Source organism: Streptomyces sp. C36 (genome assembly GCF_040932295.1).
Lineage (GTDB): Bacteria > Actinomycetota > Actinomycetes > Streptomycetales > Streptomycetaceae > Streptomyces > Streptomyces triculaminicus.
Genome location: NZ_JBFQGI010000004.1, coordinates 445,889 through 471,268, shown reverse-complemented (window position 1 = coordinate 471,268; position 25,380 = coordinate 445,889). Strand labels below are relative to the sequence as shown.

The following is a 25,380-nucleotide window of genomic DNA, read 5'->3' as shown; positions in this document are numbered from 1 at the left end:
TTCCAAGTTAGTTGAATAGTGAACCATCGGCAAGGGTGCCTTCATTCCCGGCGAGGAAGACAGTCGGCTTCCCGGCGAGGGACACGTGCGTTCCCGCGAGGGACACTTGATCAATGCGCCTGAGACAGCTCGCCCTCCTCGCCGCCGTCGTCGCGGCCCTGGCCGCCGTCGGCCTGCTCGTGGCCGGCCGCGTCCCCGCGACGGGCGGACCCACGGCCGAGGGGGACTCCACCGGGCACTTCGAGCAGCCCCGGGACCAGGCGGACGCGGCGGCCCGGGCCATGAAGGCCGCCGTGCGCGACCAGGCGCCCGCACCGCTGAGCGCCCCCGCCGCCCGGGGCGCGGCCGGCCGCAAGGACCCGCTGCCGGCCTCGAGCCCCCTGGCCGCCGCCGAGGCCGAGCCGTCGCCCGCGATCGGCCCGCTGTTCTACACCACCGGAGGCGTGCCCGCCCACGGCTGCACGGCGAGCGTCGTCCACAGCCCCGGGGGCGACCTGATCGCGACCGCCGCGCACTGCGTGCACACCGGCGGCTTCCGCACCGACATCGCCTTCGTGCCGGGCTACCGGGACGGGGCGGCGCCCTACGGGGTGTGGGTGCCCGTCTCCGTCGACGTCGCCCCCGAGTGGGCCGACGACCGCGACCCCGACCACGACGTGGCGTTCCTGCGCATGCGACCGGTGGAGGGGAGCGCGCGCCTCGAGCGCGTCACCGGCGCCGAGCGCGTCCGCTTCGATCCGCCCCGCGAGCGGCCCACCCGCGTTCTCGGCTACCCCAACGAGGCGGAGCGACCCGTCTCCTGCCAGAACGCCACGGCCGCCGAGAGCGGGACACAGCAGCGCTTCGACTGCGAACGGCTGCCGAACGGCACGAGCGGCAGCCCCTTCCTCACCGACGTCGACGCCTCGACGGGCCTGGGCACCCTCGTCGGCGTCCTGGGCGGCAAGGACGAGGGCGGCGACGAGGAGACGTCGTACAGCCCCTACCTCGGCCAGGCGGCCAGGAAGCTCTACGAGCGCGCCGCGCGGTAGCCGCCCGGGCGCCGCGCCCTCGGGCCGATCAGCCGTACATCCGCCGCATGGCGAAGTCGACCATCTGCTCCACCGACTTCGCGTCGAAGACGATGCGGTGGTCGCCCTCCATGTCCAGGACGAAGCCGTAGCCCGTCGGCAGGAGGTCCAGGACCTCGGCGCCGGTGATCACGAAGTACTTGGACTCCTTGCCCGCGTACCGGCGCAGTTCCTTGAGCGAGGTGAACATCGGGATCACCGGCTGCTGGGTGTTGTGCAGCGCGAGGAAACCGGGGTTGTCGCCGCGCGGGCAGTAGACCTTGGAGTTGGAGAAGATCGTCTGGAAGTCCTCGGCGGACATCTGACCCGTGGTGAAGGCCCGTACCGCGTCAGCGAGCGACGGGGGCGACGGCTCGGGGTAGAGCGGCTGTTCGCCGTAGCCGCCGGGCTGCTGCGGAGGCGCGTAGCCCTGCTGTGCCGCGTTCTGGTCGTAGCCGTACATGGACCGAAGCGTAACGAGTCACAGTTGGGCGATCAGGCCTTGCGTCTTGTTACCGCTGGGTAGCATCATGCTTCTTACTGACCGGTACGCACAGAGGATCGCCCTCCCGTCACCTTACGGAGCCGTCTGTCATGGGCCACTACAAGTCGAATCTCCGCGACATCGAGTTCAACCTCTTCGAGGTTCTCGGTCGCGACAAGCTGTACGGCACCGGCCCGTTCGGTGAAATGGACGTCGAGACGGCGAAGAGCGTGCTGTCGGAGATCGCCCGCCTCTCGGAGAACGAGCTGGCCGCCTCCTACGTCGACGCCGACCGCAACCCGCCGGTCTTCGACCCGGAGACCAACACCGCTCCGGTCCCGGAGTCCTTCAAGAAGAGCTACCAGGCCTACATGGACGCCGAGTGGTGGCGCCTGGGCATCCCGGAGGGCATCGGCGGCACGACCACGCCGCGCTCGCTGCTGTGGGGCTTCGCCGAGACGATCCTGGGCGCCAACCCGGCGATCTGGATGTACTCCTCCGGCCCGGCCTTCGCCGGCGTGCTCTACGCCGAGGGCACCGAGGAGCAGAAGAAGATCGCCAAGCTCTCGGTGGACAAGCAGTGGGGCTCCACCATGGTGCTGACCGAGCCGGACGCCGGCTCGGACGTGGGCGCCGGCCGCACCAAGGCCGTCAAGCAGGAGGACGGCACCTGGCACATCGAGGGTGTCAAGCGCTTCATCACCTCCGGTGAGCACGACATGGCGGAGAACATCTTCCACTACGTCCTCGCCCGCCCCGAGGGCCACGGCCCGGGCACCAAGGGCCTGTCGCTCTTCCTCGTCCCGAAGTACGAGTTCGACTTCGAGACCGGCGAGCTGGGCGCCCGCAACGGCGTCTACGCCACCAACGTCGAGCACAAGATGGGCCTCAAGGCCTCCAACACGTGCGAGATGACCTTCGGCGACAAGCACCCCGCCAAGGGCTGGCTCATCGGCGAGAAGCACGACGGCATCCGCCAGATGTTCATGATCATCGAGTTCGCCCGCATGATGGTCGGCACGAAGGCGATCGCCACCCTCTCCACCGGCTACCTCAACGCGCTGGAGTACGCCAAGGAGCGCGTGCAGGGCCCGGACCTGGCCAACTTCATGGACAAGGCCGCGCCCAAGGTCACCATCACCCACCACCCCGACGTCCGCCGCTCGCTGATGACGCAGAAGGCGTACGCGGAGGGCATGCGCGCCCTGGTGCTCTACACCGCCTCGGTCCAGGACGAGATCCTGGTCAAGGAGGCCGCGGGCGAGGACGCCAAGGCCCTGCACGGCCTGAACGACCTGCTCCTGCCGATCGTCAAGGGCTACGGCTCGGAGAAGTCCTACGAGCAGCTCGCGCAGTCCCTGCAGACCTTCGGCGGCTCCGGGTACCTGCAGGAGTACCCGATCGAGCAGTACATCCGCGACTCGAAGATCGACACCCTCTACGAGGGCACCACGGCCATCCAGGGCCAGGACTTCTTCTTCCGGAAGATCGTCCGTGACCAGGGCCAGGCCCTGACCACGCTCTCCGAGGAGATCAAGAAGTTCCTCGCCGAGGCCGCCGGCGGCGAGGACCTCGCCGACGCCCGCGAGAAGCTCGCCAAGGCCGCCGTGGACCTCGAGGGCATCGTCGGCGCCATGCTGACCGACCTCGCCGCCACCGAGAAGGACGTCAAGTCCATCTACAAGGTGGGCCTGAACACCACCCGCCTGCTGATGGCCTCCGGTGACGTCGTCGTCGGCTACCTGCTCCTCAAGGGCGCGGCCGTGGCCGCCGAGAAGCTGCCGACCGCCTCCTCCAAGGACAAGGCCTTCTACGAGGGCAAGATCGCGGCGGCGAAGTTCTTCGCCCACACGGTCCTGCCGGCCGTGGCCGTCGAGCGCTCGCTCGCCGAGGCCGTCGACCAGTCGCTGATGGAGCTGGACGAGGCCGCCTTCTAAGGCGGTTGCCGACCACCGGAATCCCGTGACGAAGGGCAAGGGCCGGGCGCCTCAAAAGGAGCGCCCGGCCCTTGCCCTGATCCCTATCCTGAGGCCATGAGCTCTGCGCACCGCTTCGACCGCGGCCACACCGACGACCTGATGACCTTCCTCGCGGCCAGCCCGTCGCCGTACCACGCGGTGGCCAACACCGCCGAGCGGCTGGAGAAGGCCGGTTTCCGCCAGGTCGCGGAGACCGACGCCTGGGACGCACAGGCCGGCGGCAAGTACGTGACACGCGGCGGCGCCATCATCGCCTGGTACGTCCCCGAAGGGGCCACCGCCGCCACCCCGTTCCGCATCATCGGAGCCCACACCGACTCCCCCAACCTGCGCGTCAAGCCGCTGCCGGACACCGGCACCCACGGCTGGCGACAGGTCGCCGTCGAGCTCTACGGCGGCACGCTGCTCAACACCTGGCTCGACCGCGACCTCGGCCTCTCCGGCCGCGTCACACTGCGCGACGGCAGCGACCACCTCGTCAACATCGACCGGCCCCTGCTGCGCGTCCCCCAGCTCGCCGTGCACCTGGACCGCACCGTCAACCAGGACGGCGTCAAGCTCGACAAGCAGCGCCACATGACGCCCATCTGGGGCCTGGGCCACGTCACCGAGGGCGACCTCATCCGCTTCGTCGCCGAGGAAGCCGGCCTGGAGGCCGGGCAGATCAGCGGCTGGGACCTGATGACGCACAGCGTCGAGGCGCCCGCCTACCTCGGCCGCGACCACGAGCTGCTGGCCGGCCCCCGCATGGACAACCTCCTGTCCGTGCACGCCGGCCTGGCCGCGCTCACCACCGCCATCGGCTCCGAAGGACTGCCGTACATCCCGGTGCTGGCCGCGTTCGACCACGAGGAGAACGGCAGCCAGTCCGACACCGGCGCCGAAGGCCCCCTGCTCGGCAACGTCCTGGAGCGCTCGGTCTTCGCCCGCGGCGGCAGCTACGAGGACAAGGCCCGCGCCTTCGCCGGCACCATCTGCCTGTCCTCCGACACCGGCCACGCCGTCCACCCCAACTACGCCGAGCGCCACGAGCCGGGCCACCACCCCATGCCCAACGGCGGCCCCCTGCTGAAGGTCAACGTCAACCAGCGCTACGCCACCGACGGCAGCGGCCGGGCCGTCTTCGCCGCCGCCTGCGAGCGGGCCGGCGTGCCGATGCAGCACTTCGTGTCGAACAACTCCGTCCCCTGCGGCACCACCATCGGCCCCATCACGGCCGCCCGCCACGGCATCTCCACGGTCGACATCGGCGTGGCCATCCTGTCGATGCACTCCGCGCGCGAGCTGTGCGGTGCCGACGACCCGTACCTCCTCGCCGCCGCGCTCACCGCCTTCCTCGAGGGCTGACGCACGAGGGCTGATATACACAGCCCGACGACTCGAACAGCCCACCGGGGGAAGCATGACCACTCGCACCCTGCGGATCGCCGCCGCCGCGCTCACGGCCGCGGCCGCCCTCACCCTCACCGCCTGCGGCGGCTCGTCCGCCAAGGAGGACAAGGCCCAGGGCGAGGAGCAGGCCTCCATGGCCCCGGGAGACGGGGCCGAGGGCAGCGACGGCGGCGACGACGGCTCGGGCGACGAATCGGCCAAGCCCCAGGACAAGGGCGACGCCTGCGCCGCCGGTGCCGTCAAGCTCGAGGTCAAGGCGGTGAAGTCGCCCGTCAACCACGTGCTGCTGGTGGTGACGAACACCTCCAAGTCGCCCTGCTCCGCCTACGGCTTCCCGTTCCTGCGCTTCGACCAGGACCAGGCCACGGCCGGAGTCGTCGAGGAGAGCAAGCCGAAGACCCCGCTCCGCCTCGCCCCCGGCGCATCCGCCTACGCCGGGGTCCGCGCCTCGGCGGCCGACGGCTCGGGCGGCAAGGGCCGCGACGCCCAGCAGATCTCCGTCACCTTCCAGACGCCGAAGGGCGACCCCGTCGAGGGCACCCCGTCCCAGGCGTCCCTGCCGGGCGGAAAGCTGCACATCGACGACTCCGCCAGTACCTCGTACTGGCTGTCCGACGAGGCCACCGCCCTGAAGTGGTAGCCCCGGCGACGGCCGCCCCGGCGTGACCGGGACGTGGTTCGCGCCGCCGGGCCGGGGTACCCGCCCTGTGCCCGGCCGGCGACGCCGGTAGGGGCCGACCACGTCTGGAGGCGTTTCCCATGGGAATGGGATGGTGCATTGGTCTGATCGCGGCGGGCGGCATCCTCACCTTCGCGGTCGACTGGCAGATCGACGGCATGAACATCACGCTGGTGGGCCTGATCCTCATGGCCGCCGGCCTGCTGGGGCTGAGCGCCTACGTGAGCGTGTTCAAGCGCCGCAGGATGCAGCCGCCGCCCCCGGCCGCCCGCGTCATCGAGGAGGACCACCGGATCACGCGCTGAGCCCGCCGAACGACCCGGCGGGCCACCCGGCGGGCCGGGCGGCTCAGGCGGCTCAGGCGGCTCAGGCGGCTCAGCCGTCCATACCCGCCAGCACCAGCGGCAGACGCGCGGCACCGCCCTCGACGACCCGCACCGGAACTCCCCAGTCCTGCTGGTGCACATGGCAGGCCGGATACTCGTTGGCCGGGTCGTCGTCGCACGACGCCGCCATCGCGGAGACGTGCAGCACCCCTTCACCCACCCCGTCCGCGAGCACCAGCTCCCGGCTCAGGTCCGTGCCCTGGCCCGCACCCTCCGCCAGCAGACCGGGCGGGGTCGAACTGACCAGCAGACGCGTCGACGGACCGTAGCGGGTGTCGAGCTTCTGCCCGGCCGGCGCCTGGAACACCACGTCCAGCGCCAGCCTCCCGGGAGCGACCTCCGTCGCCTCCCGCCGCGTCCGGTGCGCCACGGACTCCACCCGCACCGCCTCCTCCGGCAGCCGCAGCCGCGTCAGCCGGTGCCGCGCCGACTCCACGACCACGATGTCCTCCCCGACGAGGACCGCGTCCGAGGGCTCCCGCAGATCGGTGGCGAGCGTCGTCACCTCGCCCGTCGCCGGGTCGTAGCGGCGCAGCGCGTGGTTGTAGGTGTCGCTGACGGCGACGGAGCCGTCGGGCAGCGCGGTCACCCCGAGCGGGTGCTGGAGCAGCGCCTGCCCGGCGTCCCCGTCGCGGTGCCCGAAGTCGAACAGGCCCGCGCCCACGGCCGTACGGACCGCGAAGCCCTCGCCGTCCGCCTCCACATAGCGCAGCGCCGACGTCTCGGAGTCGGCGAGCCACAGCCGCTCCCCGGCCGCCGCGAGGCCGGAGGGCTGGGCGAACCACGCCTCGGCGGCCGGGCCGTCGACCAGGCCCTCGTTGGTCGTGCCGGCCGCGACCTCGACGGTCCCCTTCTCCGGGTCGTACGTCCACAGCTGGTGCACGCCCGCCATGGCGATCCACACCCGGTCCGCGAACCAGGCCACGTCCCACGGCGACGACAGGTCCACCTCGCGGGCCGCACCCGAGGCGGCCGAACCCTGCCACCACTGCCGCCCGGTGCCCGCCACGGTCGTGACGGCCTGCGTCCCGGGATCGTAGGTGCGCAGCGCGTGGTTGACGGTGTCCGCGACGATCACCGTGCCGTCGGGGAGCAGGGCGAGGCCCTGGGGCTCGCTGAAGCTCGGGGGGCTGTCGGTGAAGCCGCGCTCGCCGGTGCCGACGCGCCGCACGACGCCCTCGCCGTCGGCCTCCAGCTCCACCAGCTGGTGCCGGGTGGAGTCGGACACGAGGAAGTTGCCGCTCGGCAGCAGCACGGCCTTGCCGGGAAAGCGCAGGTCGGTGGCGACGGCCTCGGGCGCGACGTACGGCCCGTCGCCGCGCCGCAGCGTGCCCTTGGCCTCGTGGGCGGCCTCCAGCTCGCCGACCAGCTTCGCGAGCGCGTGGGCATGGCCCTCGCCCGCGTGCTGGGCCACGATGTAGCCCTCGGGGTCGATGACGACCAGCGTGGGCCAGGCGCGGACGGCGTACTGCTTCCAGGTGGCGAGCTCGGGATCGTCGAGGACGGGGTGGTGGACCTCGTAGCGCTCGACGGCGTCGACGACGGCCTGGTGCTCGGCCTCGTGGACGAACTTCGGCGAGTGCACGCCGATGATCACCACGGTGTCGCGGTGCGCCTCCTCGAGCTCGCGCAGCTCGTCGAGGACGTGCAGGCAGTTCACGCAGCAGAACGTCCAGAAATCCAAGATCACGATCTTCCCGCGCAGCTCGGCGAGGGAGAGTTCGGTGTCACCGGTGTTGAGCCAGCCGCCCTTGCCGATGAGCTCGGGGGCGCGGACGCGTGCGCGATGTGCCATGCGGACATCCAACCTCATGCGAGGTGTCCGCATTCCCACCGGCCGGGCGCGGGCCCGGAACGACATACGGACTTAACGTCCGAGCACCCGGTCCTTCAGTGCCGGGAACTCCTCGCGGATCTTCGCCACCCGGCCGGTGTCGAGGTCGGCGGTGAGCACCTCCTCGTCGTGGCCCGCCTCGGCGAGGACCTCGCCCCAGGGGTCGACGACGACGCTGTGGCCCGCCTGTCGTACGCCCGCGTGGGTGCCGGCGGTGCCGCAGGCCAGGACGTAGGCCTGGTTCTCCACGGCGCGGGCGCGGGCGAGCAGGCTCCAGTGCTCGCGGCGGCGTTCGGGCCAGCCGGCGGGGATGACGAAGGTCTGGGCGCCGGCGTCGGTCAGGGCCCGGAAGAGTTCGGGGAAGCGCAGGTCGTAGCAGGTGGCCAGGCCGACGACGGTCTCGGGGAGGCGGGCGGTGACGGGGCGGTCGCCGGCGCCCATGAGGACGGCCTCGCCCTGGTCGAAGCCGAAGCGATGGATCTTGCGGTAGGTGCGGACGAGGGCGCCGGTGGGGGAGAAGACGAGCGAGGTGTTGTACATCGGCCCGTCGGCGGTCCGCTCGACGATCGAGCCGGCGTGCAGCCACACCCGCGCGTCGCGCGCGGCCCGCGACATGGCCTCGGCCGTGGGGCCGTCCAGGGGCTCGGCCCCGTCGGCGAAGGACGTGTAGGCGAAGGCGCCGACCGGCCAGAGCTCGGGGAGGACCACCAGGTCGCTGCCGCTCTGCGCCCGGACGAGGCCGGCGGCGCGCTCGCGGCGGGCGGCGACGGGCTCGTCGTCATCGACACCGAGCTGGATCAAAGAAGCGCGCACAGTACCACCACTCTCCGCATGCGTCACACGAAACCTCTGCCGGGGCGACCGTCCGCAGCGTAACTTAACTGGGTAGAACCCAGACCGCACTTGCCACCCGCGCGCACGCAGCCATCGCCGAGCACCGCCCGAGGGATCCGCCCGTGACAGTCCATCCCAGTCTTCAGCCCGCGATCGACGCCTGGACCCACTCCGTCGAAGCCGTCAACGAGTTGGTGAGACCGCTCGCCGAGAGCGACTGGAACCGGGCCACGGAGTGCCCGGGGTGGTCGGTGCGCGATGTCGTCTCGCACGTCATCGGGGTCGAGTGCGAAATGCTGGGCGAGCCGCGGCCGATCCATACGCTGCCGCGCGATCTGCGCCATGTCACCGACGAGTTCTCGCGCTACATCGAGGTGCAGGTCGACGTGCGGCGCTGTCACACGGCGCTGGAGATGACCTCCGAGCTGGAGTACACGATCATCCGGCGCTCGCGGCAGCTGCGCAACGAGTCGCGCTCCCCGCAGACGATGATCCGCTGGCCGCTGGGCGGCGGCGACGAGCGCACGCTCGAACGCACCCTGCACGTGCGGGCCTTCGACGTATGGGCCCATGAGCAGGACCTGCGCCGGGCGCTGGGCGTGCCGGGCAACCTGGACTCGCCGGCCGCGCAGCTCGCCCGGGACATGCTGCTGCGGGCGCTGCCGGACGTGGTCGCCCGGAAGGCGGGGGCGCGGCCGGGGGTGACGGCGGCGTTCGACGTGCACGGGCCGCTGGAGTTCCTGCGGACGGTGCGGGTGGGGCCGCAGGGCAAGGGGACGATCGACGGCAGCGTCTCGCTGGGGCCGACGGTGTCGTTCTCGCTGGACTGGGAGACGTACGTCCGGCTGGCGTGCGGGCGGGTGCGGCTGGAAGCGGTGGCCGACCGCATCGGGGTCGAGGGGGACCGGCGGCTGGCCGGGGCAATCCTGCGGGAGTTCGCGGTGACCCCCTGACATGGGTCACCCCCTGACGGGTCACGCCCTGACACAGGTCCCCCCGACAGGTCACCCCCTGACGTCGCCGTCCGCCCATACGGGCACGTGGACGGTCGTCACGCGCGAGGCCACGATCCGCTCCCGTTCGCGCCGACGGACTCTGCCCCGCAGCCGCAGGATCTGGGAGAGCCCCAGGGCCTGGAGGACGAACACGGAGGCGAAGGCCACGCGGTAGCTCCCGCCGGTGGCGTCCAGCAGGACGCCCACGGCCAGCAGCGTGGTCATGCAGGCGACGAAGCCGCCCATGTTGACGATGCCGGAGGCGGTGCCCTGGCGCTCGGGCGGGTTGGCGGGGCGGGCGAAGTCGAAGCCGATCATGGAGGCGGGGCCGCAGGCGCCGAGCACGGCGCACAGCGTGATCAGCAACCACATCGGGGCGCGCTCCCCCGGCCAGCCGACGACGGCCGCCCAGAGCAGGGCGGTGGCGGCCAGGGTGCCCAGCACCAGCGGCAGGCGGGCCGCGTGGTGGCGGCCGATGATCTGGCCGTAGACGAGCCCGACCGCCATGTTCACCAGCACGATCAGCGTGAGCAGCGAGCCGGCCGTGCCCCGGTCCAGGCCCTGGGCCTCGATGAGGAACGGCATGCCCCACAGCAGCAGGAAGACCATCGCGGGGAACTGGGCGCTGAAGTGCACCCACAGGCCCAGCCGGGTGCCGGGTTCGCGCCAGGCGCGCAGGATCTGCCGGCGTACGTAGCCCTTGGCGGGGCGGGGGCCGGGGGCGGGTTCGTGGCCCTCGGGGTGGTCCTTGAGGAAGGCGAGCATCAGCACGAGGACGACGACGCCCGCGGCGGCGCTGCCGGCGAAGGTCTCCGTCCAGCCGGCGGTGTGCAGCAGCCGGGCCAGCAGGAGCGTGGAGACGAGGTTGCCCGCCATCCCGAAGAGGGCCGCGACCTGCGCGATCATCGGGCCGTTGCGGGCGGGGAACCAGCGGGCGCCCAGGCGCAGCACGCTGATGAACGTCATGGCGTCGCCGCAGCCCAGCAGCGCCCGGCAGGCCAGGGCCGCCGGGTAGGAGTGGGCGAGGGCGAAGCCGAGCTGTCCGGCGGTGAACAGGACGATGCCCAGGGCGAGCACCTTGCGGGTGCCCAGCCGGTCGACCATGAGGCCGACGGGTATCTGCATGCCGGCGTAGACGAGGAGTTGGAGGATGGAGAAGGTCGACAGGGCGGAGGCGCTGATGTGGAAGCGTTCGGCGGCGTCGAGGCCGGCGACGCCCAGGCTGGTGCGGAAGATGATCGCGACGAAGTAGACGGCGACGCCGATGCCCCATACGGCCACGGCCCGGCGGCCGCCGGGTGGGTCGCCGGGCAGTGCTATCGGGCCTGAGCTCATCGGGTCTCCCCCCGGGCGAGATTGCGGACCCAGCTGATGTGCCGGTCGACGACGGCCGTCGCCGCGGCGGCGTCCCCGGAGCGCAGGGCCTCCAGGATCTCGGTGTGCTCGGCGATGTTCTTGGCGATCCGGTCGGGGTGGGCGTGCATCACGGCCACGCCCATGCGCAACTGCCGGTCGCGGAGCTGTTCGTAGAGCCCGGAGAGAATGCGGTTGCCGCCGCTGCGGACGATCTCGGCGTGGAAGGCGCGGTCGCTGAGCGAGACGGCGGCCAGGTCGCCCTCGGCCGCCTGCCGGCGCATGGCGTCGACGAGCTCCTCGAGCCGGTGGAGGAGCGCGGGCGGGGCGGGTACGGCCTTGCCGACGGCGTGCTTCTCCACCAGCAGCCGGGTCTCCACCACGTCCGCGATCTCCTGGGCGGACACCGCGAGCACGAGCGCCCCCTTCTTGGGGTAGAGCTTCAGCAGCCCTTCCCCCTCCAGCCGCAGCAGCGCCTCGCGGACGGGCGTGCGGGAGACCCCCACGGCCTCGGCCAGATCGCCTTCGGTGAGCAGCGTGCCGCCCTCGTAGCGCCGTTGCAGTACCGCCTCCTTGACGTGCGCGTACACCCGCTCGGCGGCGGGGGGCTGTCTGTCCTGGACGGTGGGCGCGGGAGACATGCGCACAGCATAGATACAACAAGGACGCCCGGTGAGGGGGCGTCCGCGATCCGGACGATCGACGGATCGTCAGAAGGGCCTGGGCGTACGGGCCGTGGCGCGCCCGCTAGACGCCCGCCCAGCCGTCGACGGGGGTGATGAAGACGAACCGCAGGTCGGTGCGCTGTATGGGCAGCAGGACATGGCTCGTCACCCGGATCTCGGCGTTGCCGTGGTACGGCAGGCGCAGCCGGAAGACATGGCCGTCGCGGTGCTCGACCACGTCGTACTCCTGTGCCCAGATGCGGCGGCAGTCGGCGTCGGCGTCGAGGATCTCGTGGACGAGGCCGCGCAGTTCCTCGTTGCCGGGGTCGCTGTTGGCGGCGACGCGGAGCATGGCGAGGTAGACGCGGGCGCAGCTGTCCTCCCAGTCGAGCATCTGTTCGCGTGCCTCGGGGTGCAGCAGGGCCCAGCGCATGAGGTTGGGGCGGGGGCGGTGGACCCAGGGGAACCACTCGCCCATCAGGGCGTTGGACGCGACGATGTTCCAGGCCACGTCGGAGAGGTAGGCCGGATAGCTGACCTGCTGCTCGAGCAGGGACTTCACGCCGCGCGGCAAGTCCTCCTCGGCATGGCCGCGTTCGGGGGGCCGTCGGCCGCAGACCGCGAGGAAGAGCGTGAGCGTCTCCGCCTCGCTCAGCCGCAGCGCCTCGGCGACCCTCAGCAGAAAGCTTTCGGAGAAGTCCTGGCGGCGGCCCGCCTCCAGGGCCCGGTACCAGCCCTCGCTGACGCCCGTCATCCGGGCGACATGCTTCTGGGAGAGCCGCCGGCCGGGACGCGGCAGGACTCCGCGCAGCTCGCGGACGGTCCTGGGGTCGATCCGGCCGCGCCAGGCCCGGAGCAGGCGGCTGATGGATTCGCCGTCCTCGCGGTCCTCGCGGTCCACCGCAGCCTCCAATTCCGACACTGCAAGTGTCGGTCAATCTTAAGTAAATTGCCCAGCACGGGCCATTCCACCCGGTTGCCGGGGGATGCCATTCCACCCGGTTGCCGACGGATGGCCCGAGGCCGCTCCGTACGCAGACAGAGGGCCCGGACGCACAGCTCTCTCCTCGCTGGAGGGGGGTGAGGAGCGAGAGTCCGGGCCCTGTGTCCTTTTCCGCCGTCCGTCAGCCCCAGGTGATCAGACGCTGGGGGTTCTCCAGGACGCCGGCGATGTCCGCGAGGAAGCGGGAGCCCAGCTCACCGTCGACGAGGCGGTGGTCGAAGGACAGCGCCAGGGTGGTGACGTGGCGCGGCTTGACCTTGCCCTTGTGGACCCACGGCTGCAGCTTGATCGCGCCGAACGCCAGGATCGCGGACTCGCCCGGGTTGATGATGGGCGTGCCGGTGTCGACGCCGAAGACGCCCACGTTGGTGATCGTGACGGTGCCGCCGGACATGTCGGCGGGGCTGGTCCTGCCCTCGCGCGCGGTGGCGACCAGCTCGCCCAGGGCCCGGGACAGCTCGGGGAGCGTCTTGGCCTGGGCCTCCTTGATGTTCGGGACGATCAGGCCGCGCGGGGTGGCGGCGGCGATGCCCAGGTTCACGTAGTCCTTGCGGACGATCTCCTGGTTCTCCTCGTCCCAGGCTGCGTTGACGTCCGGGTTGCGCCGGATCGCCACCAGCAGCGCCTTGGCGACGAGCAGCAGCGGGTTGACCCGCAGGCCCGCCATGTCCGGGTCGTCCTTGAGCTTCTGCACCAGCTTCATCGTGCGGGTGACGTCGACGGTGACGAACTCCGTGACGTGCGGCGCGGTGAAGGCGCTGGCCACCATGGCCTGGGCGGTGGCCTTGCGGACGCCCTTGACGGGGATCCGCGTCTCGCGGGCGGCGAGGGCGGCCACGCCCTCGGGCGCGGGCGCGGGGGCGACGGCCTGCTCGGGAACCTCGGGGGTCGCGGCCAGGGCGGCGGCGCTCGCCGCCGCGTGCACGTCCTCACGGGTGACGACGCCGTCGCGCCCGGTCGGGACGACCACGGTCAGGTCGATGCCGAGGTCCTTGGCGAGCTTGCGCACCGGGGGCTTGGCCAGCGGCCGGGAGCCGACGGGCACGGCCGGGGCGGCGGCCACGGCCGGCACCGGCGCGACCGGAGCCGGGGCGACCGGAGCCGGGGCGACCGGAGCCGGGGCCGGGGCGGGTACGGCCGCGTGGCCGTTGAGCTCCGCCTGGACGGCGGCGGCGACCGGCGGCCGCGCCGGGGCGCCGGGGCGCGCCTTGCGGGGGCGGCGCTTGGTGGACGACGGGGCGGCACCGTAGCCGACCAGCACGGCCTGGCGGCGCGGCTGCTCCGGCTCGGCCTCCAGGCTCTCCGCGGCGCTCTGCTCCGCGTGGGCGGCGGTCGAGGCCGGGGCCTCCTCCGCGGGCCCCGCGTCGGGCGTGGTGTCCACCGAGATGATCACCTGGCCGACGTCCACCGTCGTGCCCTCGCCGAAGCGCAGCTCGTGCACCACGCCGTCGAAGGGGATCGGCAGCTCGACGGCCGCCTTGGCGGTCTCGACCTCGCAGACGACCTGCCCGTCGGTGACGGTGTCGCCGACGGCGACGTACCACTTGAGAATCTCGGCCTCGGTGAGTCCCTCACCGACGTCCGGCATCTTGAACTCACGGAAACGCTGGCTGTTCGCAGTCATGGTCACGGCCCTCCCTCAGCCCTGGTACGCGAGCGCGCGGTCGACGGAATCGAGAACCCGGTCCAGGCCGGGCAGGTACTCGTCCTCGAGCCGGGACGGCGGATAGGGCGCGTGGTAACCGCCGACCCGCAGGACCGGGGCCTCGAGGTGGTAGAAGCAGCGCTCGGTGATCCGGGCGGCGATCTCGGCGCCCGAGCCGAAGAAGACGGGCGCCTCGTGGACGACGACCAGCCGGCCGGTCTTCTCCACGGACTTCTGGATGGCGTCGAAGTCGATGGGCGAGATCGACCGCAGGTCCAGGACCTCCAGCGACTTGCCCTCCTCGGCGGCCGCCGCCGCGGCCTCCAGACAGGTCTTGACCATCGGGCCGTACGCGGCGAGCGTCAGGTCCGTGCCCTCGCGGACCGTGCGGGCGGCGTGCAGCGGGCCCGGGATCGCGGTCGTGTCGACCTCGGAGCGGTCGTGGTAGCGGCGCTTGGGCTCGAAGTAGATGACCGGGTCGTCGCTCTGGATGGCCTGCTGCAGCATCCAGTAGGCGTCGGCCGCGTTCGACGGCGAGACCACCTTCAGGCCCGCGACGTGCGCGAACAGCGACTCCGGCGACTCGCTGTGGTGCTCGACCGCGCCGATGGCGCCGCCGTAGGGGATGCGGATGACGACCGGCAGCTTGATCTTGCCGAGCGCGCGGGCGTGCATCTTCGCCAGCTGGGTGACGATCTGGTCGTACGCGGGGAAGACGAACCCGTCGAACTGGATCTCCACCACCGGCCGGTAGCCGCGCAGCGCCAGGCCGATGGCGGTGCCGACGATGCCGGACTCGGCGAGCGGGGTGTCGATGACACGGTCCTCGCCGAAGTCCTTCTGCAGGCCGTCGGTGACACGGAAGACGCCGCCCAGCTTGCCGACGTCCTCGCCCATGACGAGGACCTTGGGGTCGGTCTCCAGGGCGGTGCGCAGGGAGGCGTTGATCGCCTTGGCGATCGTGAGCTTCTCGGTGCTCATGGTCACTTGCTCTCCTCGGCGAACGAAGCCTGGTACGCGGCGAACTGCGCGCGCTCCTCGTCGACGAGGGTGTGCCCGTCGGCATAGGTGTGCTCGAACATCGCCAGGTGGTCGGGGTCGGGCATGGAGCGCACGGTCTCCCGTACCCGCTTGGCGAGCGCGTCGCTCTCCGTCTCCAGCCCGGCGAAGAACGCCTCGTCCGCCAGCCCCTGCTTCTCCAGGTAGGCCCGCAGGCGAAGGATCGGGTCCTTCGCCTCCCACAGCTCCCGCTCCTCGTCGCGGCGGTAGCGGGTGGGGTCGTCGGAGGTGGTGTGGGCGCCCATGCGGTAGGTGAACGCCTCGACCAGCATCGGGCCCTCGCCGGTGCGGGCGCGGTCCAGGGCGGCCTTGGTCACGGCCAGCACGGCCAGCACGTCGTTGCCGTCCACCCGGACGCCGGGGAAGCCGTAGCCCTGGGCGCGCTGGTAGAGGGGGACGCGGGTCTGCCGCTCGGTGGGCTCGGAGATCGCCCACTGGTTGTTCTGGCAGAAGAACACGACGGGGGCGTTGTAGACGGCGGCGAAGGTGAAGGCCTCGGCCACGTCGCCCTGGCTGGAGGCGCCGTCGCCGAAGTAGGCGACGACGGCCGAGTCGGCGCCGTCCTTGGCCACGCCCATGGCGTAGCCGGTGGCGTGCAGCGCCTGGGAGCCGATGACGATCGTGTAGAGGTGGAAGTTGTTCTCGTTGGGGTCCCAGCCGCCGTGGTTCACGCCGCGGAACATGCCCAGCAGGTTCGTGGGGTCGACCCCGCGGCACCAGGCCACGCCGTGCTCGCGGTAGGTCGGGAAGACGTAGTCGTCGTCGCGCGTCGCCCGGCCGGAGCCGATCTGCGCGGCCTCCTGGCCGAGCAGCGAGGCCCACAGACCCAGTTCGCCCTGGCGCTGGAGTGTCGTCGCCTCGCCGTCGAAGCGGCGGGTCAGAACCATGTCGCGGTACAGACCCCGCAGTTCCTCGGGCGACAGGTCGATGGAGTAGTCCGGGTGCTCGACCCGTTCGCCTTCCGGCGTCAGCAGCTGGACGAGTTCGGGCTCGCCGGCCGCCTTCTTGGCGCCGGCGCGCTTGCTGCTGCGTCGCGGCTTGCGCGCGGCAGTGCTGTCCACGGTCACGTGTGCTCCTCCGTCTGTCCGGCCCCCGGGGTCGCCGGCGGCCAGAGGGGGTCCCTCCGCCGCGAGGCGGAGAGAGGCTCGCCCGATCCCCGACGGCACACGGGGTGGGTGTGCCGAGGCCGGAACCGGGCGTGACAGGTCGCCCCGGCCAATGGCCTGCAATAAGCACGTTACCCAGTGTGTGGCATTCCTGCGAAACCCCACCTGACCTGCGATTTTGCTTGGATTTCCAAGTAAATCGAGAAAGCCGGGCCAAAGCGGAGGTCAATCCACTGGTCAGCGCCTTGCGAGCCGCCGGAACGGGGGCACGTTATCCCGGAGGACAAGAGCAGGGGAAGAGTCGATGTGTGAGACTGGCAGCGTGCCCGAACAAGGAAAAATCACGGTATTTCTGCTTGACGACCATGAGGTCGTACGCCGTGGCGTCCACGAGATGCTCTCCGGTGAAGAGGACATCGAAGTGGTGGGAGAGGCCGGTACCGCGGCCGACGCCCTGGTCCGCATTCCCGCCACGCGGCCCGACGTGGCCGTACTGGACGTTCGCCTTCCGGATGGCAGCGGAGTGGAAGTTTGTCGTGAGATCCGTTCGCAGGACGAAAACATCAAATGCCTGATGCTCACCTCGTACGCCGATGACGAAGCGCTCTTCGATGCCATCGTGGCGGGCGCGTCCGGCTATGTCCTCAAGGCCATTCGGGGCAATGAACTGCTCTCGGCCGTACGCGACGTGGCCGCCGGGAAATCCCTGCTCGACCCGGTGGCGACCGCACGGGTCCTGGAGCGGCTCCGGGACGGAAAGACCTCGCGGGGCGACGAGAGACTCGCCTCCCTCACCGAGCAGGAACGCCGCATCCTGGACCTGATCGGCGAGGGCCTAACCAACCGCGTCATCGGCGAGCGGCTGCACCTCGCCGAGAAGACCATCAAGAACTACGTCTCCAGCCTGCTCTCCAAGCTGGGCATGGAGCGCCGCTCCCAGGCGGCGGCCTACGTCGCCCGGCTGCAGGCGGAGAAGCGCTAGGGCTGAGCACCGGGGCGGCTCCGTCGGGTCGGCACGGGTCCTGGGCGGATTTCCGTGTCCTGGGCGGATTTCCGGGACCAACGTCCCTCCCGGGCAGGGGCGGGTGGCTCTAGGTGACCGAGTGGCGGCAGTGCACAGTGGTGCCCATGGTTGCAGCGCCTTCCAGGCCTTCCGACGACTACCGGGCACTCGAGCTGCTCGCCCGCACCCCCTACGGCAGGGTGTCGGTCAGCATGCGCGCACTGCCCTTCGTGACCGTCGCCCGGCACGTCGTCGTCGACGAGCAGGTGTTGCTGCGGCTGCACGGCGGCTTCGGCTACGCGCAGGCCTGCGACGGCAGCGTGGTGGCCTACGGCGCCGACAACCTTGCCGGCCGCGAGGAGGGCGACGAGTCCGTCTGGACCGTGCAGTTCGTCGGAACCGCCCGGATCTTCACCCCGGGCCCCACGGAGCTCGGGCTCTTCGGCCGCGCCCCCCGCTCGGCGGACGACGCCCCCTTCATCCCCGAATACCTGTGCATAGAACCCCAGTTCATCTCCCTGCACCACCTCGAAGGTGTACCCGCGCGACGAGTCGAGCACTCAGCGTGAACTAACATTTGGGGCGTGCCGCGCTCACTTGTTACCGATGCCCCACCCGCCACCGGCCCCGACACCGGCACCCTGCGCACGCTCCTGCGCCGCTACGACGGCGCCGGCGAGCCCGTGGCCTGCGAGACCCTCACCGAGGGCCTGCTGAACCGCGGCTACCGCCTCTCCACCACCCGTGGGCGCTTCTTCCTCAAACACCACCTGGACGGGGACCGCGAGGCCATCGCCCGCCAGCACGCGGTGACCCGCCGCCTGGACGCCCTGGGCCTGCCCGTCGCCCCGCCCGTCGCGGACGACGACGGCAACACCGTCACCGTTCTGGGCGGCCGCTGCTACGCCCTGCATCCCTGGATCGAGGGACGCCACCGCGACGGCGGCGAGCTCACCGCCGCCCAGTCCCGCCGCCTGGGCGCGCTGCTGGGTCATGTGCACACCTGCCTGGAACAGGTCATGAACGGCCCCGAGGAGGCCGCTGCGGGCCCCTCAGGGGCCTCGGACACCGCGGCCCGGCCGGAGGAGACCTTCACCCTCATCGAGGAGCTCCTGGGGCTGATCCGCGTCCGCCCCCGCGACTCCTTCGACGAACTGGCCGAACACCGCCTCGTCGAGCGCCGCGCCCTGCTGGAGCGGCACGCCCACCGCAGGCCGCCCGCCGCCGCCACACCGGCCCGCGGCTGGGTGCACGGCGACTTCCACCCGCTGAACCTGCTCTACCGCGGCGGCGAGCCCGCCGCGATCGTCGACTGGGACCGGCTCGGGGTCCAGCCCCGCGCCGAGGAGGCCGTACGGGCCGCGGTGATCTTCTTCCTGAAGCCCGACGGCACGCTGGACCTGGCGAAGATACGGCCGTACGCGCGCGCCTACCGCCGGGCGACGGGCGCGGACGCGGCCGAGCTGGCCGCGGCCGTGCACCGGGTGTGGTGGGAGCGGCTGAACGACTTCTGGATGCTGCGCTGGCGCTACCAGCTCGGCGACCACCGCGCCGACCCCGGCTTCCCGGCGTCGGCCGCGCTGTCGGTGTGGTGGACGCGCGCGTACGAGTCCGTACGCGACGCGTTCACCGACTGAGCCGGGCCCCTACGGCCCGGCCCGGGGTCAGCCCGTCGGGCCCTGGGCGGCGTTGCCCTGGGTGGCCGGGTCGGGGGTCGGCGGGTTCGCGCTCGGCTTGTTGTCGCCACCGCCGCCCGTCGGGCCGGTGGACGGCTGGGTCGAGGGCTGCGGGTTCGTCGTCGGCCCGGTCGTGACCTGGTTCGACGGCTCCGGGCTCTGCGGGCTGCGGCTGTGCCAGGTGTTCGTGTCGTCTTCCGAGTCGGAACCGTTGTCGCGCTCACCGGTGTTGCCGGTGGTGCCACCCTGGTCCTTGGGCGTGTTGCTCGGCTTCTTCGGGCCCTTGCTGGCCTCGGGGGTCGGCGAGGTGGACGTGGTGGTCTGCTTGTCCTTGTGCGTCTTCTCGCTGTTGCTGCCGCCGAGGCCGCCGGTCTTGACCATGAAGGCGATGCCCGCCACGACCGCGACGATCGCCAGCGCGGCGACCAGCCACATCTTGCCCTTGCCGGCACCACCCGGCCCGCGGCCGCCGTTGTAGCCGTCGAAGCCGCCGTCGTCGCCGCCCGGGCGCCGCGGCATGACCGGCTGCTGCGAGGTGTCGCCGTGCTGCGGGTGCGGCATGGCCGTGGTGGCGCCCATGCCGACGCCGCCGATCACCTGGGTGGCGGCGGTGGCGTGGTCGACCGGACCGGTGTTCCACACGCCCGTGTGGCTGCCGGCGTCGTGCAGCATCTGCAGGCCGTACTGGACCAGGCCGCGCATCTCCTCGGCGCTCTGGAACCGGTCGTCCGGGTCCTTGGCGAGGGAGCGCATGACCAGGCCGTCGAGCTCCGGCGGCACCGTGTCCGTCACCTGGGACGGCGGCACGGGGGTGTCCTGGACGTGCTGGTAGACCACCGACAGGGGGGTCTCGCCGGTGAACGGCGGGCGCAGGGCCAGCAGTTCGTAGAGCAGACAGCCGGTGGCGTAGAGGTCCGAGCGGGCGTCGACGGTCTTGCCGAGGGCCTGCTCGGGGGAGAGGTACTGCGGGGTGCCCATGACCATGCCGGTCTGGGTCATGGTCGACGCCGCGCCGTGCAGGGCGCGGGCGATGCCGAAGTCCATGACCTTGACGGCGCCCGTGTTGGTGATGATCACGTTGGCGGGCTTGATGTCGCGGTGCACGATGCCGTGCTGGTGGCTGTAGGCCAGCGCCTCGAGCACACCCGAGACGATGATCAGCGCCTGCTCCGGCGGCGGCGCCTCGGCGTTGAGCAACAGGTCGCGGATGGTGCGGCCTTCGACCAGCTCCATGACGATGTACGGCACGACGTTGCGGCCGACGGTGTCCTCGCCCGAGTCGTACACGGCGACCACGGAGTGGTGGTTCAGGCCGGCGACGGACTGTGCCTCGCGGGTGAAGCGGGCCTTGGAGACCGGGTCCTCGGCGAGATCGGCGCGCAGGAGCTTCACGGCGACCGTGCGGCCCAGGCGGACGTCCTCGGCGGCGAAGACCTCCGCCATGCCGCCGCGGCCCAGCCGGTGGGTCAGGCGGTAGCGGCCGTCCCCGACCAGTCCGCCGTTACCCCACATTTCAGGCACATCGGGCATTCCGCCCCCGTTGGCGTCAGGGTCGGATGGACCCTGGGCGCTCTGCGTCTGTGCCATCAGTCCTCGCCGTCGTGTCTGGTCCGCTTCGCACTGAGAGGCGAATGCGCGGGGAAACTCTTTGAAGCTGCCTTCCGCTAAGGCACGCTACAGCCTCCGGGGCATGCACCGGTCCGGGATGGACCGGTTATCAAACCCGTACCGGTATGAGCAAGGCAAATCCCGTGACACCTTGTCGCGCATCCGGTCACGGAACGGGCACGCGGCTTGACGTGCCCGTGGCCTGGGGCAGACTTGGCCGGGATACGACGAAGATTCAACGAGGAACAGCTGGATCAGACCTTTGAACAGGCACTCAGAAGAGTCCGAAATGGCCTGTTCACTAGCCTGTTCGATGATCTGTTCGACGCGAGGCAGTGCGCCGAGGGGGAAGTAACACCATGAGCCAGGACGGCGCACAGGGCCGTTACGCGGGCCGGACGGTCGGCGGCGGCCGCTACCAGCTGCGCGATCTGCTCGGCGAGGGCGGCATGGCGTCCGTACACCTGGCCTACGACTCGGTCCTCGACCGCCAGGTCGCGATCAAGACGCTGCACACCGAGCTGGGCCGCGAGGCCTCCTTCCGCGAGCGCTTCCGCCGCGAGGCGCAGTCGGTGGCCAAGCTCACCCACACCAACATCGTCTCGGTGTTCGACACCGGCGAGGACGACCTCGACGGCTCGACCATGCCGTACATCGTCATGGAGTACGTCGAGGGCCAGCCGCTGCGCTCGGTGCTGGACGCGGACGTGGCGCAGTACGGCGCGATGCCCACCGAGAAGGCGCTCAAGATCACAGCCGATGTGCTGGCGGCGCTCGAGGTCAGCCACGAGATGGGCCTGGTCCACCGCGACATCAAGCCCGGCAACGTGATGATGACCAAGCGCAACGTGGTCAAGGTCATGGACTTCGGCATCGCCCGCGCCATGCAGTCGGGCGTCACCTCGATGACCCAGACCGGCATGGTCGTCGGCACCCCGCAGTACCTCTCGCCCGAGCAGGCGCTGGGGCGCGGCGTCGACGCCCGTTCCGACCTGTATTCGGTCGGCATCATGCTCTTCGAGCTGCTGACGGGCCGGCTGCCGTTCGACGCGGACTCCCCGCTGGCCATCGCCTACGCGCACGTCCAGGAGGAGCCGGTCGCGCCCTCCACGATCAACCGGTCGATCCCGCCGGCCGTGGACGCGCTGGTCATGCGCGCGCTGAAGAAGAACCCGAACGAGCGCTTCCCCAGCGCCGAGGCGATGCGCGACGAGTGCGCCCGGGTGGCCGGCACGGCCATGTCCGCGCCCTCGCCGATCATCATCGCGGGCGGTCCGCCGGCTCGCAGCGGCGCCGGCGTCGGCTCGGCGGTCTTCCCGCCCGTGGACGGCCAGGCGGTCGCTCCCGGCCCGCACAGCGTCCAGACCCCGTACCAGCCCCAGACGGCCCCCCAGAGCCCGTACAGCGGCGGTTACGGCCCTTCCACGCCGCCTCCCGGCCCGCAGGGCTACCCGACCGTCACGCAGCCCTACCAGAGCGGCCCGAGCACCCCGCCGCCCTACGCGAACCCCTCGGCCTCCGGCCCGGGCGGTTCCGGCGGCAAGAGCAACAAGCCGGTCCTCATCGGCTCGGGCGTGGTGGCGGTACTGGCCGTCATCGGCGTCATCGCGGCCATCGCGCTGAACCGCGGCGGCGGAACCGACGAGGCGAAGGACAGCCCGACCCCGTCGGCGTCCGCGGGCTCCACGGGCGGCGGCGGAGGCGTCACCGGCGGCACCACCGGCGGCGGCACCCAGGCGAAGGTCAAGGAAGGCGACAAGTCCAAGACCATCGACTCCGAGCGGTGCACGAAGGCCTACGACAGCTACCGCGACAAGACGAAGAAGAGCGCGCCGGACTTCAAGTACATCTACATCGACTCGGTGAAGGAGTGCCTCGTCGCCGCCGGGTGGAAGTACCGGATCGACACGGTGGACGAGAACACCTGGGGCAAGGGCACCGTCATGACCCAGCTCCCGGACTCGAGCGACCCGTTCGACCCCAAGACCGGTCAGTTCGTGCTCACCGTGTCGTCGGGCCAGGCGCCCTCCTAGGAGCTCCTTCCAGGGGGCTCCTTCCAGGGGGCTCCTTCCAGGGGGCTCCTTCCAGGGGGCTCCTTCCAGGGGGCTGTCGCCGGCCGGGAGCCGGCGGGACCTTACGGCGAAGGCCGGTCACCGGGTGCTCCCCGGTGACCGGCCTTCGGCGTGTCGCGGCGTGTCGGCCGTATCCGGCGTATCCGGCGTGCCTGCCGCGTCCGGCGTCTCTACAGGTACGGGCCCGAGCGGGCGCCGCCGTGCTGCAGGTCCTCGTGGTCGTCGTCGCCCGACATCCCGGGCGGCAGGGCCCGGCGCATCTGCTCCAACTGGGCCCGGGCGGCCATCTGCTGGGCGAAGAGCGCGGTCTGGATGCCGTGGAAGAGACCCTCGAGCCAGCCGACCAACTGGGCCTGCGCGATGCGCAGTTCCGCCTCGGTCGGAATCGTCTCGTCCGTGAAGGGCAGCGACAGGCGCTCCAGCTCCTCCACCAGCTCGGGAGCCAGTCCGTCCTCCAGCTCCTTGACGGAGCTGTGGTGGATCTCCTTGAGCCGGACGCGGCTCGCCTCGTCCAGAGGTGCCGCGCGCACCTCCTCCAGCAGCTGCTTGATCATGCTGCCGATGCGCATGACCTTGGCGGGCTGTTCCACCATCTCCGTCACCGGGACCTCGCGCGACTCGTTGTCGCCCTCCCCGCCGCCGGGGCTGGCGCTGCCGAGAGCCATGCCGTCCGGTCCCACGACCAGGACGTGCGGGCTCTCCTGCGACCGTTCATTCCTCGGCATATCCATGCCGCCATTCTCTCGCACAAGTGATTTCCCCCTGGTGATGCCCCCGTACACACCTGATCCAACGCGGGGGCGCACAGGGGCGCACAGATTTTCGGCGCACGCCCGTACCGCCGCCCGCGCAACGGGCCTTCACCGCTCCCGCGACGGCCTTGCCGGGGGCCTGCCCAGGCCTGTCCGGGGCCTGTCAGGGGTCCTGTCCGGCCCTGTCAGGGGTCCTGTCCAGGGCCCTATCTGCGGCGCAGGCGCAGGGCGATGAAGCCCAGGCCCAGGCCCGTGAGGGCCATCCCGGTGCCCAGCGGCAGGACCCGCATCACCCGCTCCCGGTCGGCGCCGGAGGCTTCGCGCCGGGCCCGCTCGGGCGCGGCGCGCCGGGCCGGGGCGCGAGGCGGCGCCGGCTTCGGGGCCGGCTCCTCGGCGGCCTTCCGGCCCTCGGCCTCCGCCGAGGTGGCCGGGGACGGCTCGGCGGCGCGGCCGGGGTGTCTGCGGCCGGCGCCCGCCGCCGTGCCGGCCAGGTCCCCGGCCCCGGGCGACGGCGGCGCGGACGGGAAGACGGTGGTCGACGTCGTGGAGGCGACGGGTATCGAGGGCGGCGGGGCCGACGGCTCGGGGTCGTCCGCCCGCGCGGCCTCCGGGGCTATCAGGGAGGCCGACACCGCCAGCCCGAAGAGGATCGCCGCCCTCGCTCCACCGCTCATGTCGCCGTCCTCCGTACGAGTCACCCCCCTACGGACACCCCAACCCTCACACGCGCGCCGCCGGGAGGCGCGCTGAGCGGCCGGTCGGGTGAACGCGGCCACGGACGGCCACCCTCCTCACATCACGCTGTCTCGCTCCTCACGTAGTGAGGAGCACCTTGCCGACGTGCGAGCTCTCCTCCAGCACCCGGTGGGCCGTCACGGCGTCCCGCAGCGGCAGCGTGCGGTCGACCACGGGCCGCACCCGCCCGCCCGCGATCATCGGCCACACGTGCTCGCGCACGGCCGCCACGATGGCCGTCTTCTCCGCGAGCGGCCGCCCGCGCAGCGAGGTGCCGGCGACGGCCGCCCGCTTGGTGAGCAGCTTGGCCAGGTCCAGCTCGGCCTTGCGGCCTCCCTGGAGGCCGATGATGGCCAGCCTGCCGTTGACGGCGAGGGCGTCGATGTTCCGGTCGAGGTACTTCGCGCCGATGATGTCGAGGATGACGTCCGCGCCGACGCCGCCCGTCACCTTGTGCAGCTCCTCGACGAAGTCCTGGGTGCTGTAGTCGATGAGGATGTCGGCGCCCAGTTCGCGGCAGCGCTCGAGCTTGTCCTGGCCGCCGGCCGTGACCGCCACCCGGGCGCCGACCGCCTTCGCCAGCTGCACGGCCATCGTGCCGATGCCGCTGCCGCCGCCGTGCACCAGGAACGTCTCGCCGGGCCGCAGCCCGGCCACCATGAACACGTTCGACCAGACCGTGGCGGTCACTTCGGGCAGGGACGCCGCCGAGACGAGGTCCATGCCGGCCGGCACGGGCAGCAACTGCCCCGCCGGCACGCAGACCTTCTCGGCGTAGCCGCCGCCGGCCAGCAGCGCGCACACCTCGTCGCCGACGGCCCAGCCGCTCACGCCCGGCCCCACCGCCGAGATCCGGCCGGAGACCTCCAGCCCCGGGTAGGGGGAGGCGCCGGGCGGCGGGTCGTAGAAGCCCTGCCGCTGCACCACGTCGGCGCGGTTGACGCCACTGGCCACCACGTCGACCAGCACTTCGCCCTCGCCGGGCACGGGGTCGGGGACCTCGGCCCACACCAGGGCCTCGGGTCCGCCGGGAACGGGAATGGTGATCGCATGCATGCCAGCGAAACTACT

At 71.7% G+C, this 25,380-nt stretch carries 23 protein-coding genes; 10 read left to right on the top strand and 13 right to left on the bottom strand.

All coding sequences use genetic code 11. The annotated features are described in order from the left end of the window. Positions 1-113: 113 nt before the first annotated feature. Complete coding sequence (locus AB4K12_RS15685) at positions 114-1,031, top strand: serine protease (RefSeq protein WP_368434781.1); 918 nt, start codon at positions 114-116, stop codon at positions 1,029-1,031. Between the two features lie 28 nt (positions 1,032-1,059). Here AB4K12_RS15685 and AB4K12_RS15680 read toward each other — a convergent pair whose 3' ends face one another. Beyond that, the gene (locus AB4K12_RS15680) at positions 1,060-1,512 is read right to left on the bottom strand and encodes an SseB family protein (protein WP_086567906.1); all 453 of its coding nucleotides are present in this window, start codon (positions 1,510-1,512) and stop codon (positions 1,060-1,062) included. A gap of 131 nt (positions 1,513-1,643) precedes the next feature. Between AB4K12_RS15680 and AB4K12_RS15675 the strand changes: the two genes are divergently transcribed. The 4 genes from AB4K12_RS15675 to AB4K12_RS15660 all read left to right on the top strand — a co-directional run bounded on the left by AB4K12_RS15675 (position 1,644) and on the right by AB4K12_RS15660 (position 5,888). Beyond that, positions 1,644-3,470: an acyl-CoA dehydrogenase gene (locus AB4K12_RS15675; protein ID WP_368434780.1), complete on the top strand. Its 1,827-nt coding sequence runs from the start codon at positions 1,644-1,646 to the stop codon at positions 3,468-3,470. Positions 3,471-3,566: 96 nt separating this feature from the next. Beyond that, on the top strand, positions 3,567-4,859 hold the full coding sequence (locus AB4K12_RS15670) for a M18 family aminopeptidase (RefSeq protein ID WP_086567909.1): 1,293 nt from the start codon (positions 3,567-3,569) through the stop codon (positions 4,857-4,859). 55 nt (positions 4,860-4,914) lie between these two features. Next, complete coding sequence (locus tag AB4K12_RS15665; RefSeq protein WP_368434779.1) at positions 4,915-5,544, top strand: DUF4232 domain-containing protein; 630 nt, start codon at positions 4,915-4,917, stop codon at positions 5,542-5,544. Between the two features lie 119 nt (positions 5,545-5,663). After that, positions 5,664-5,888: a hypothetical protein gene (locus tag AB4K12_RS15660; protein ID WP_362256240.1), complete on the top strand. Its 225-nt coding sequence runs from the start codon at positions 5,664-5,666 to the stop codon at positions 5,886-5,888. A 70-nt stretch (positions 5,889-5,958) separates the two neighbouring features. Here the strand turns inward: AB4K12_RS15660 and AB4K12_RS15655 are convergent, their stop codons facing one another. Further along, entirely contained in the window at positions 5,959-7,764 is a 1,806-nt protein-coding gene (locus AB4K12_RS15655; RefSeq protein WP_368434778.1) for an NHL domain-containing thioredoxin family protein, read from the bottom strand. A gap of 72 nt (positions 7,765-7,836) precedes the next feature. After that, positions 7,837-8,616, bottom strand: a complete 780-nt coding sequence (locus AB4K12_RS15650) for a carbon-nitrogen family hydrolase (protein ID WP_368434777.1) — start codon at positions 8,614-8,616, stop codon at positions 7,837-7,839. 143 nt (positions 8,617-8,759) lie between these two features. On the opposite strand from AB4K12_RS15650, the gene AB4K12_RS15645 reads away from it, so the two are divergent. Next, positions 8,760-9,590, top strand: coding sequence for a maleylpyruvate isomerase family mycothiol-dependent enzyme (locus tag AB4K12_RS15645; protein WP_368434776.1), 831 nt, complete (start codon positions 8,760-8,762; stop codon positions 9,588-9,590). 51 nt (positions 9,591-9,641) lie between these two features. On the opposite strand, the gene AB4K12_RS15640 is transcribed toward AB4K12_RS15645, so the two are convergent. The 6 genes from AB4K12_RS15640 to pdhA all read right to left on the bottom strand — a co-directional run bounded on the left by AB4K12_RS15640 (position 9,642) and on the right by pdhA (position 16,424). Then, positions 9,642-10,967 (bottom strand): nitrate/nitrite transporter, encoded by a 1,326-nt coding sequence (locus tag AB4K12_RS15640; RefSeq protein ID WP_368434775.1) that lies wholly within the window; start codon positions 10,965-10,967, stop codon positions 9,642-9,644. After that, positions 10,964-11,626, bottom strand: coding sequence for a GntR family transcriptional regulator (locus AB4K12_RS15635; protein ID WP_207246738.1), 663 nt, complete (start codon positions 11,624-11,626; stop codon positions 10,964-10,966). The genes AB4K12_RS15640 and AB4K12_RS15635 overlap by 4 nt, the downstream gene beginning before the upstream one ends. Positions 11,627-11,732: 106 nt before the next feature. Next, positions 11,733-12,551, bottom strand: a complete 819-nt coding sequence (locus AB4K12_RS15630) for a helix-turn-helix transcriptional regulator (protein WP_368434774.1) — start codon at positions 12,549-12,551, stop codon at positions 11,733-11,735. 223 nt (positions 12,552-12,774) lie between these two features. Continuing rightward, positions 12,775-14,277, bottom strand: coding sequence for a dihydrolipoamide acetyltransferase family protein (locus AB4K12_RS15625; protein WP_368434773.1), 1,503 nt, complete (start codon positions 14,275-14,277; stop codon positions 12,775-12,777). 15 nt (positions 14,278-14,292) lie between these two features. Then, positions 14,293-15,279 carry an alpha-ketoacid dehydrogenase subunit beta gene (locus tag AB4K12_RS15620; RefSeq protein WP_362256220.1) on the bottom strand — a complete coding sequence of 329 codons (987 nt, stop codon included), beginning with the start codon at positions 15,277-15,279 and terminating at the stop codon, positions 14,293-14,295. 2 nt (positions 15,280-15,281) lie between these two features. Next, positions 15,282-16,424 carry a pyruvate dehydrogenase (acetyl-transferring) E1 component subunit alpha gene (pdhA, locus tag AB4K12_RS15615; protein ID WP_362256217.1) on the bottom strand — a complete coding sequence of 381 codons (1,143 nt, stop codon included), beginning with the start codon at positions 16,422-16,424 and terminating at the stop codon, positions 15,282-15,284. A gap of 361 nt (positions 16,425-16,785) precedes the next feature. Between pdhA and AB4K12_RS15610 the strand changes: the two genes are divergently transcribed. The 3 genes from AB4K12_RS15610 (at position 16,786) to AB4K12_RS15600 (ending at position 19,103) form a co-directional block, all read left to right on the top strand. After that, complete coding sequence (locus AB4K12_RS15610) at positions 16,786-17,445, top strand: response regulator transcription factor (protein WP_086566207.1); 660 nt, start codon at positions 16,786-16,788, stop codon at positions 17,443-17,445. 146 nt (positions 17,446-17,591) lie between these two features. Further along, on the top strand, positions 17,592-18,035 hold the full coding sequence (locus AB4K12_RS15605; protein WP_368434772.1) for a pyridoxamine 5'-phosphate oxidase family protein: 444 nt from the start codon (positions 17,592-17,594) through the stop codon (positions 18,033-18,035). A gap of 15 nt (positions 18,036-18,050) precedes the next feature. Next, complete coding sequence (locus tag AB4K12_RS15600) at positions 18,051-19,103, top strand: phosphotransferase (RefSeq protein WP_368434771.1); 1,053 nt, start codon at positions 18,051-18,053, stop codon at positions 19,101-19,103. A 27-nt stretch (positions 19,104-19,130) separates the two neighbouring features. Here the strand turns inward: AB4K12_RS15600 and AB4K12_RS15595 are convergent, their stop codons facing one another. Beyond that, positions 19,131-20,729 (bottom strand): protein kinase, encoded by a 1,599-nt coding sequence (locus AB4K12_RS15595; RefSeq protein WP_368434770.1) that lies wholly within the window; start codon positions 20,727-20,729, stop codon positions 19,131-19,133. Between the two features lie 380 nt (positions 20,730-21,109). Between AB4K12_RS15595 and AB4K12_RS15590 the strand changes: the two genes are divergently transcribed. Then, positions 21,110-22,783 (top strand): protein kinase, encoded by a 1,674-nt coding sequence (locus AB4K12_RS15590; RefSeq protein WP_368434769.1) that lies wholly within the window; start codon positions 21,110-21,112, stop codon positions 22,781-22,783. A 209-nt stretch (positions 22,784-22,992) separates the two neighbouring features. Here AB4K12_RS15590 and AB4K12_RS15585 read toward each other — a convergent pair whose 3' ends face one another. The 3 genes from AB4K12_RS15585 to AB4K12_RS15575 all read right to left on the bottom strand — a co-directional run bounded on the left by AB4K12_RS15585 (position 22,993) and on the right by AB4K12_RS15575 (position 25,365). Then, positions 22,993-23,553, bottom strand: coding sequence for a bacterial proteasome activator family protein (locus tag AB4K12_RS15585; RefSeq protein WP_362256206.1), 561 nt, complete (start codon positions 23,551-23,553; stop codon positions 22,993-22,995). A gap of 227 nt (positions 23,554-23,780) precedes the next feature. Continuing rightward, positions 23,781-24,248 (bottom strand): hypothetical protein, encoded by a 468-nt coding sequence (locus AB4K12_RS15580; protein WP_368434768.1) that lies wholly within the window; start codon positions 24,246-24,248, stop codon positions 23,781-23,783. A gap of 139 nt (positions 24,249-24,387) precedes the next feature. After that, positions 24,388-25,365, bottom strand: a complete 978-nt coding sequence (locus AB4K12_RS15575) for an NAD(P)H-quinone oxidoreductase (protein ID WP_368434767.1) — start codon at positions 25,363-25,365, stop codon at positions 24,388-24,390. Between the last annotated feature and the right edge of the window lie 15 nt (positions 25,366-25,380).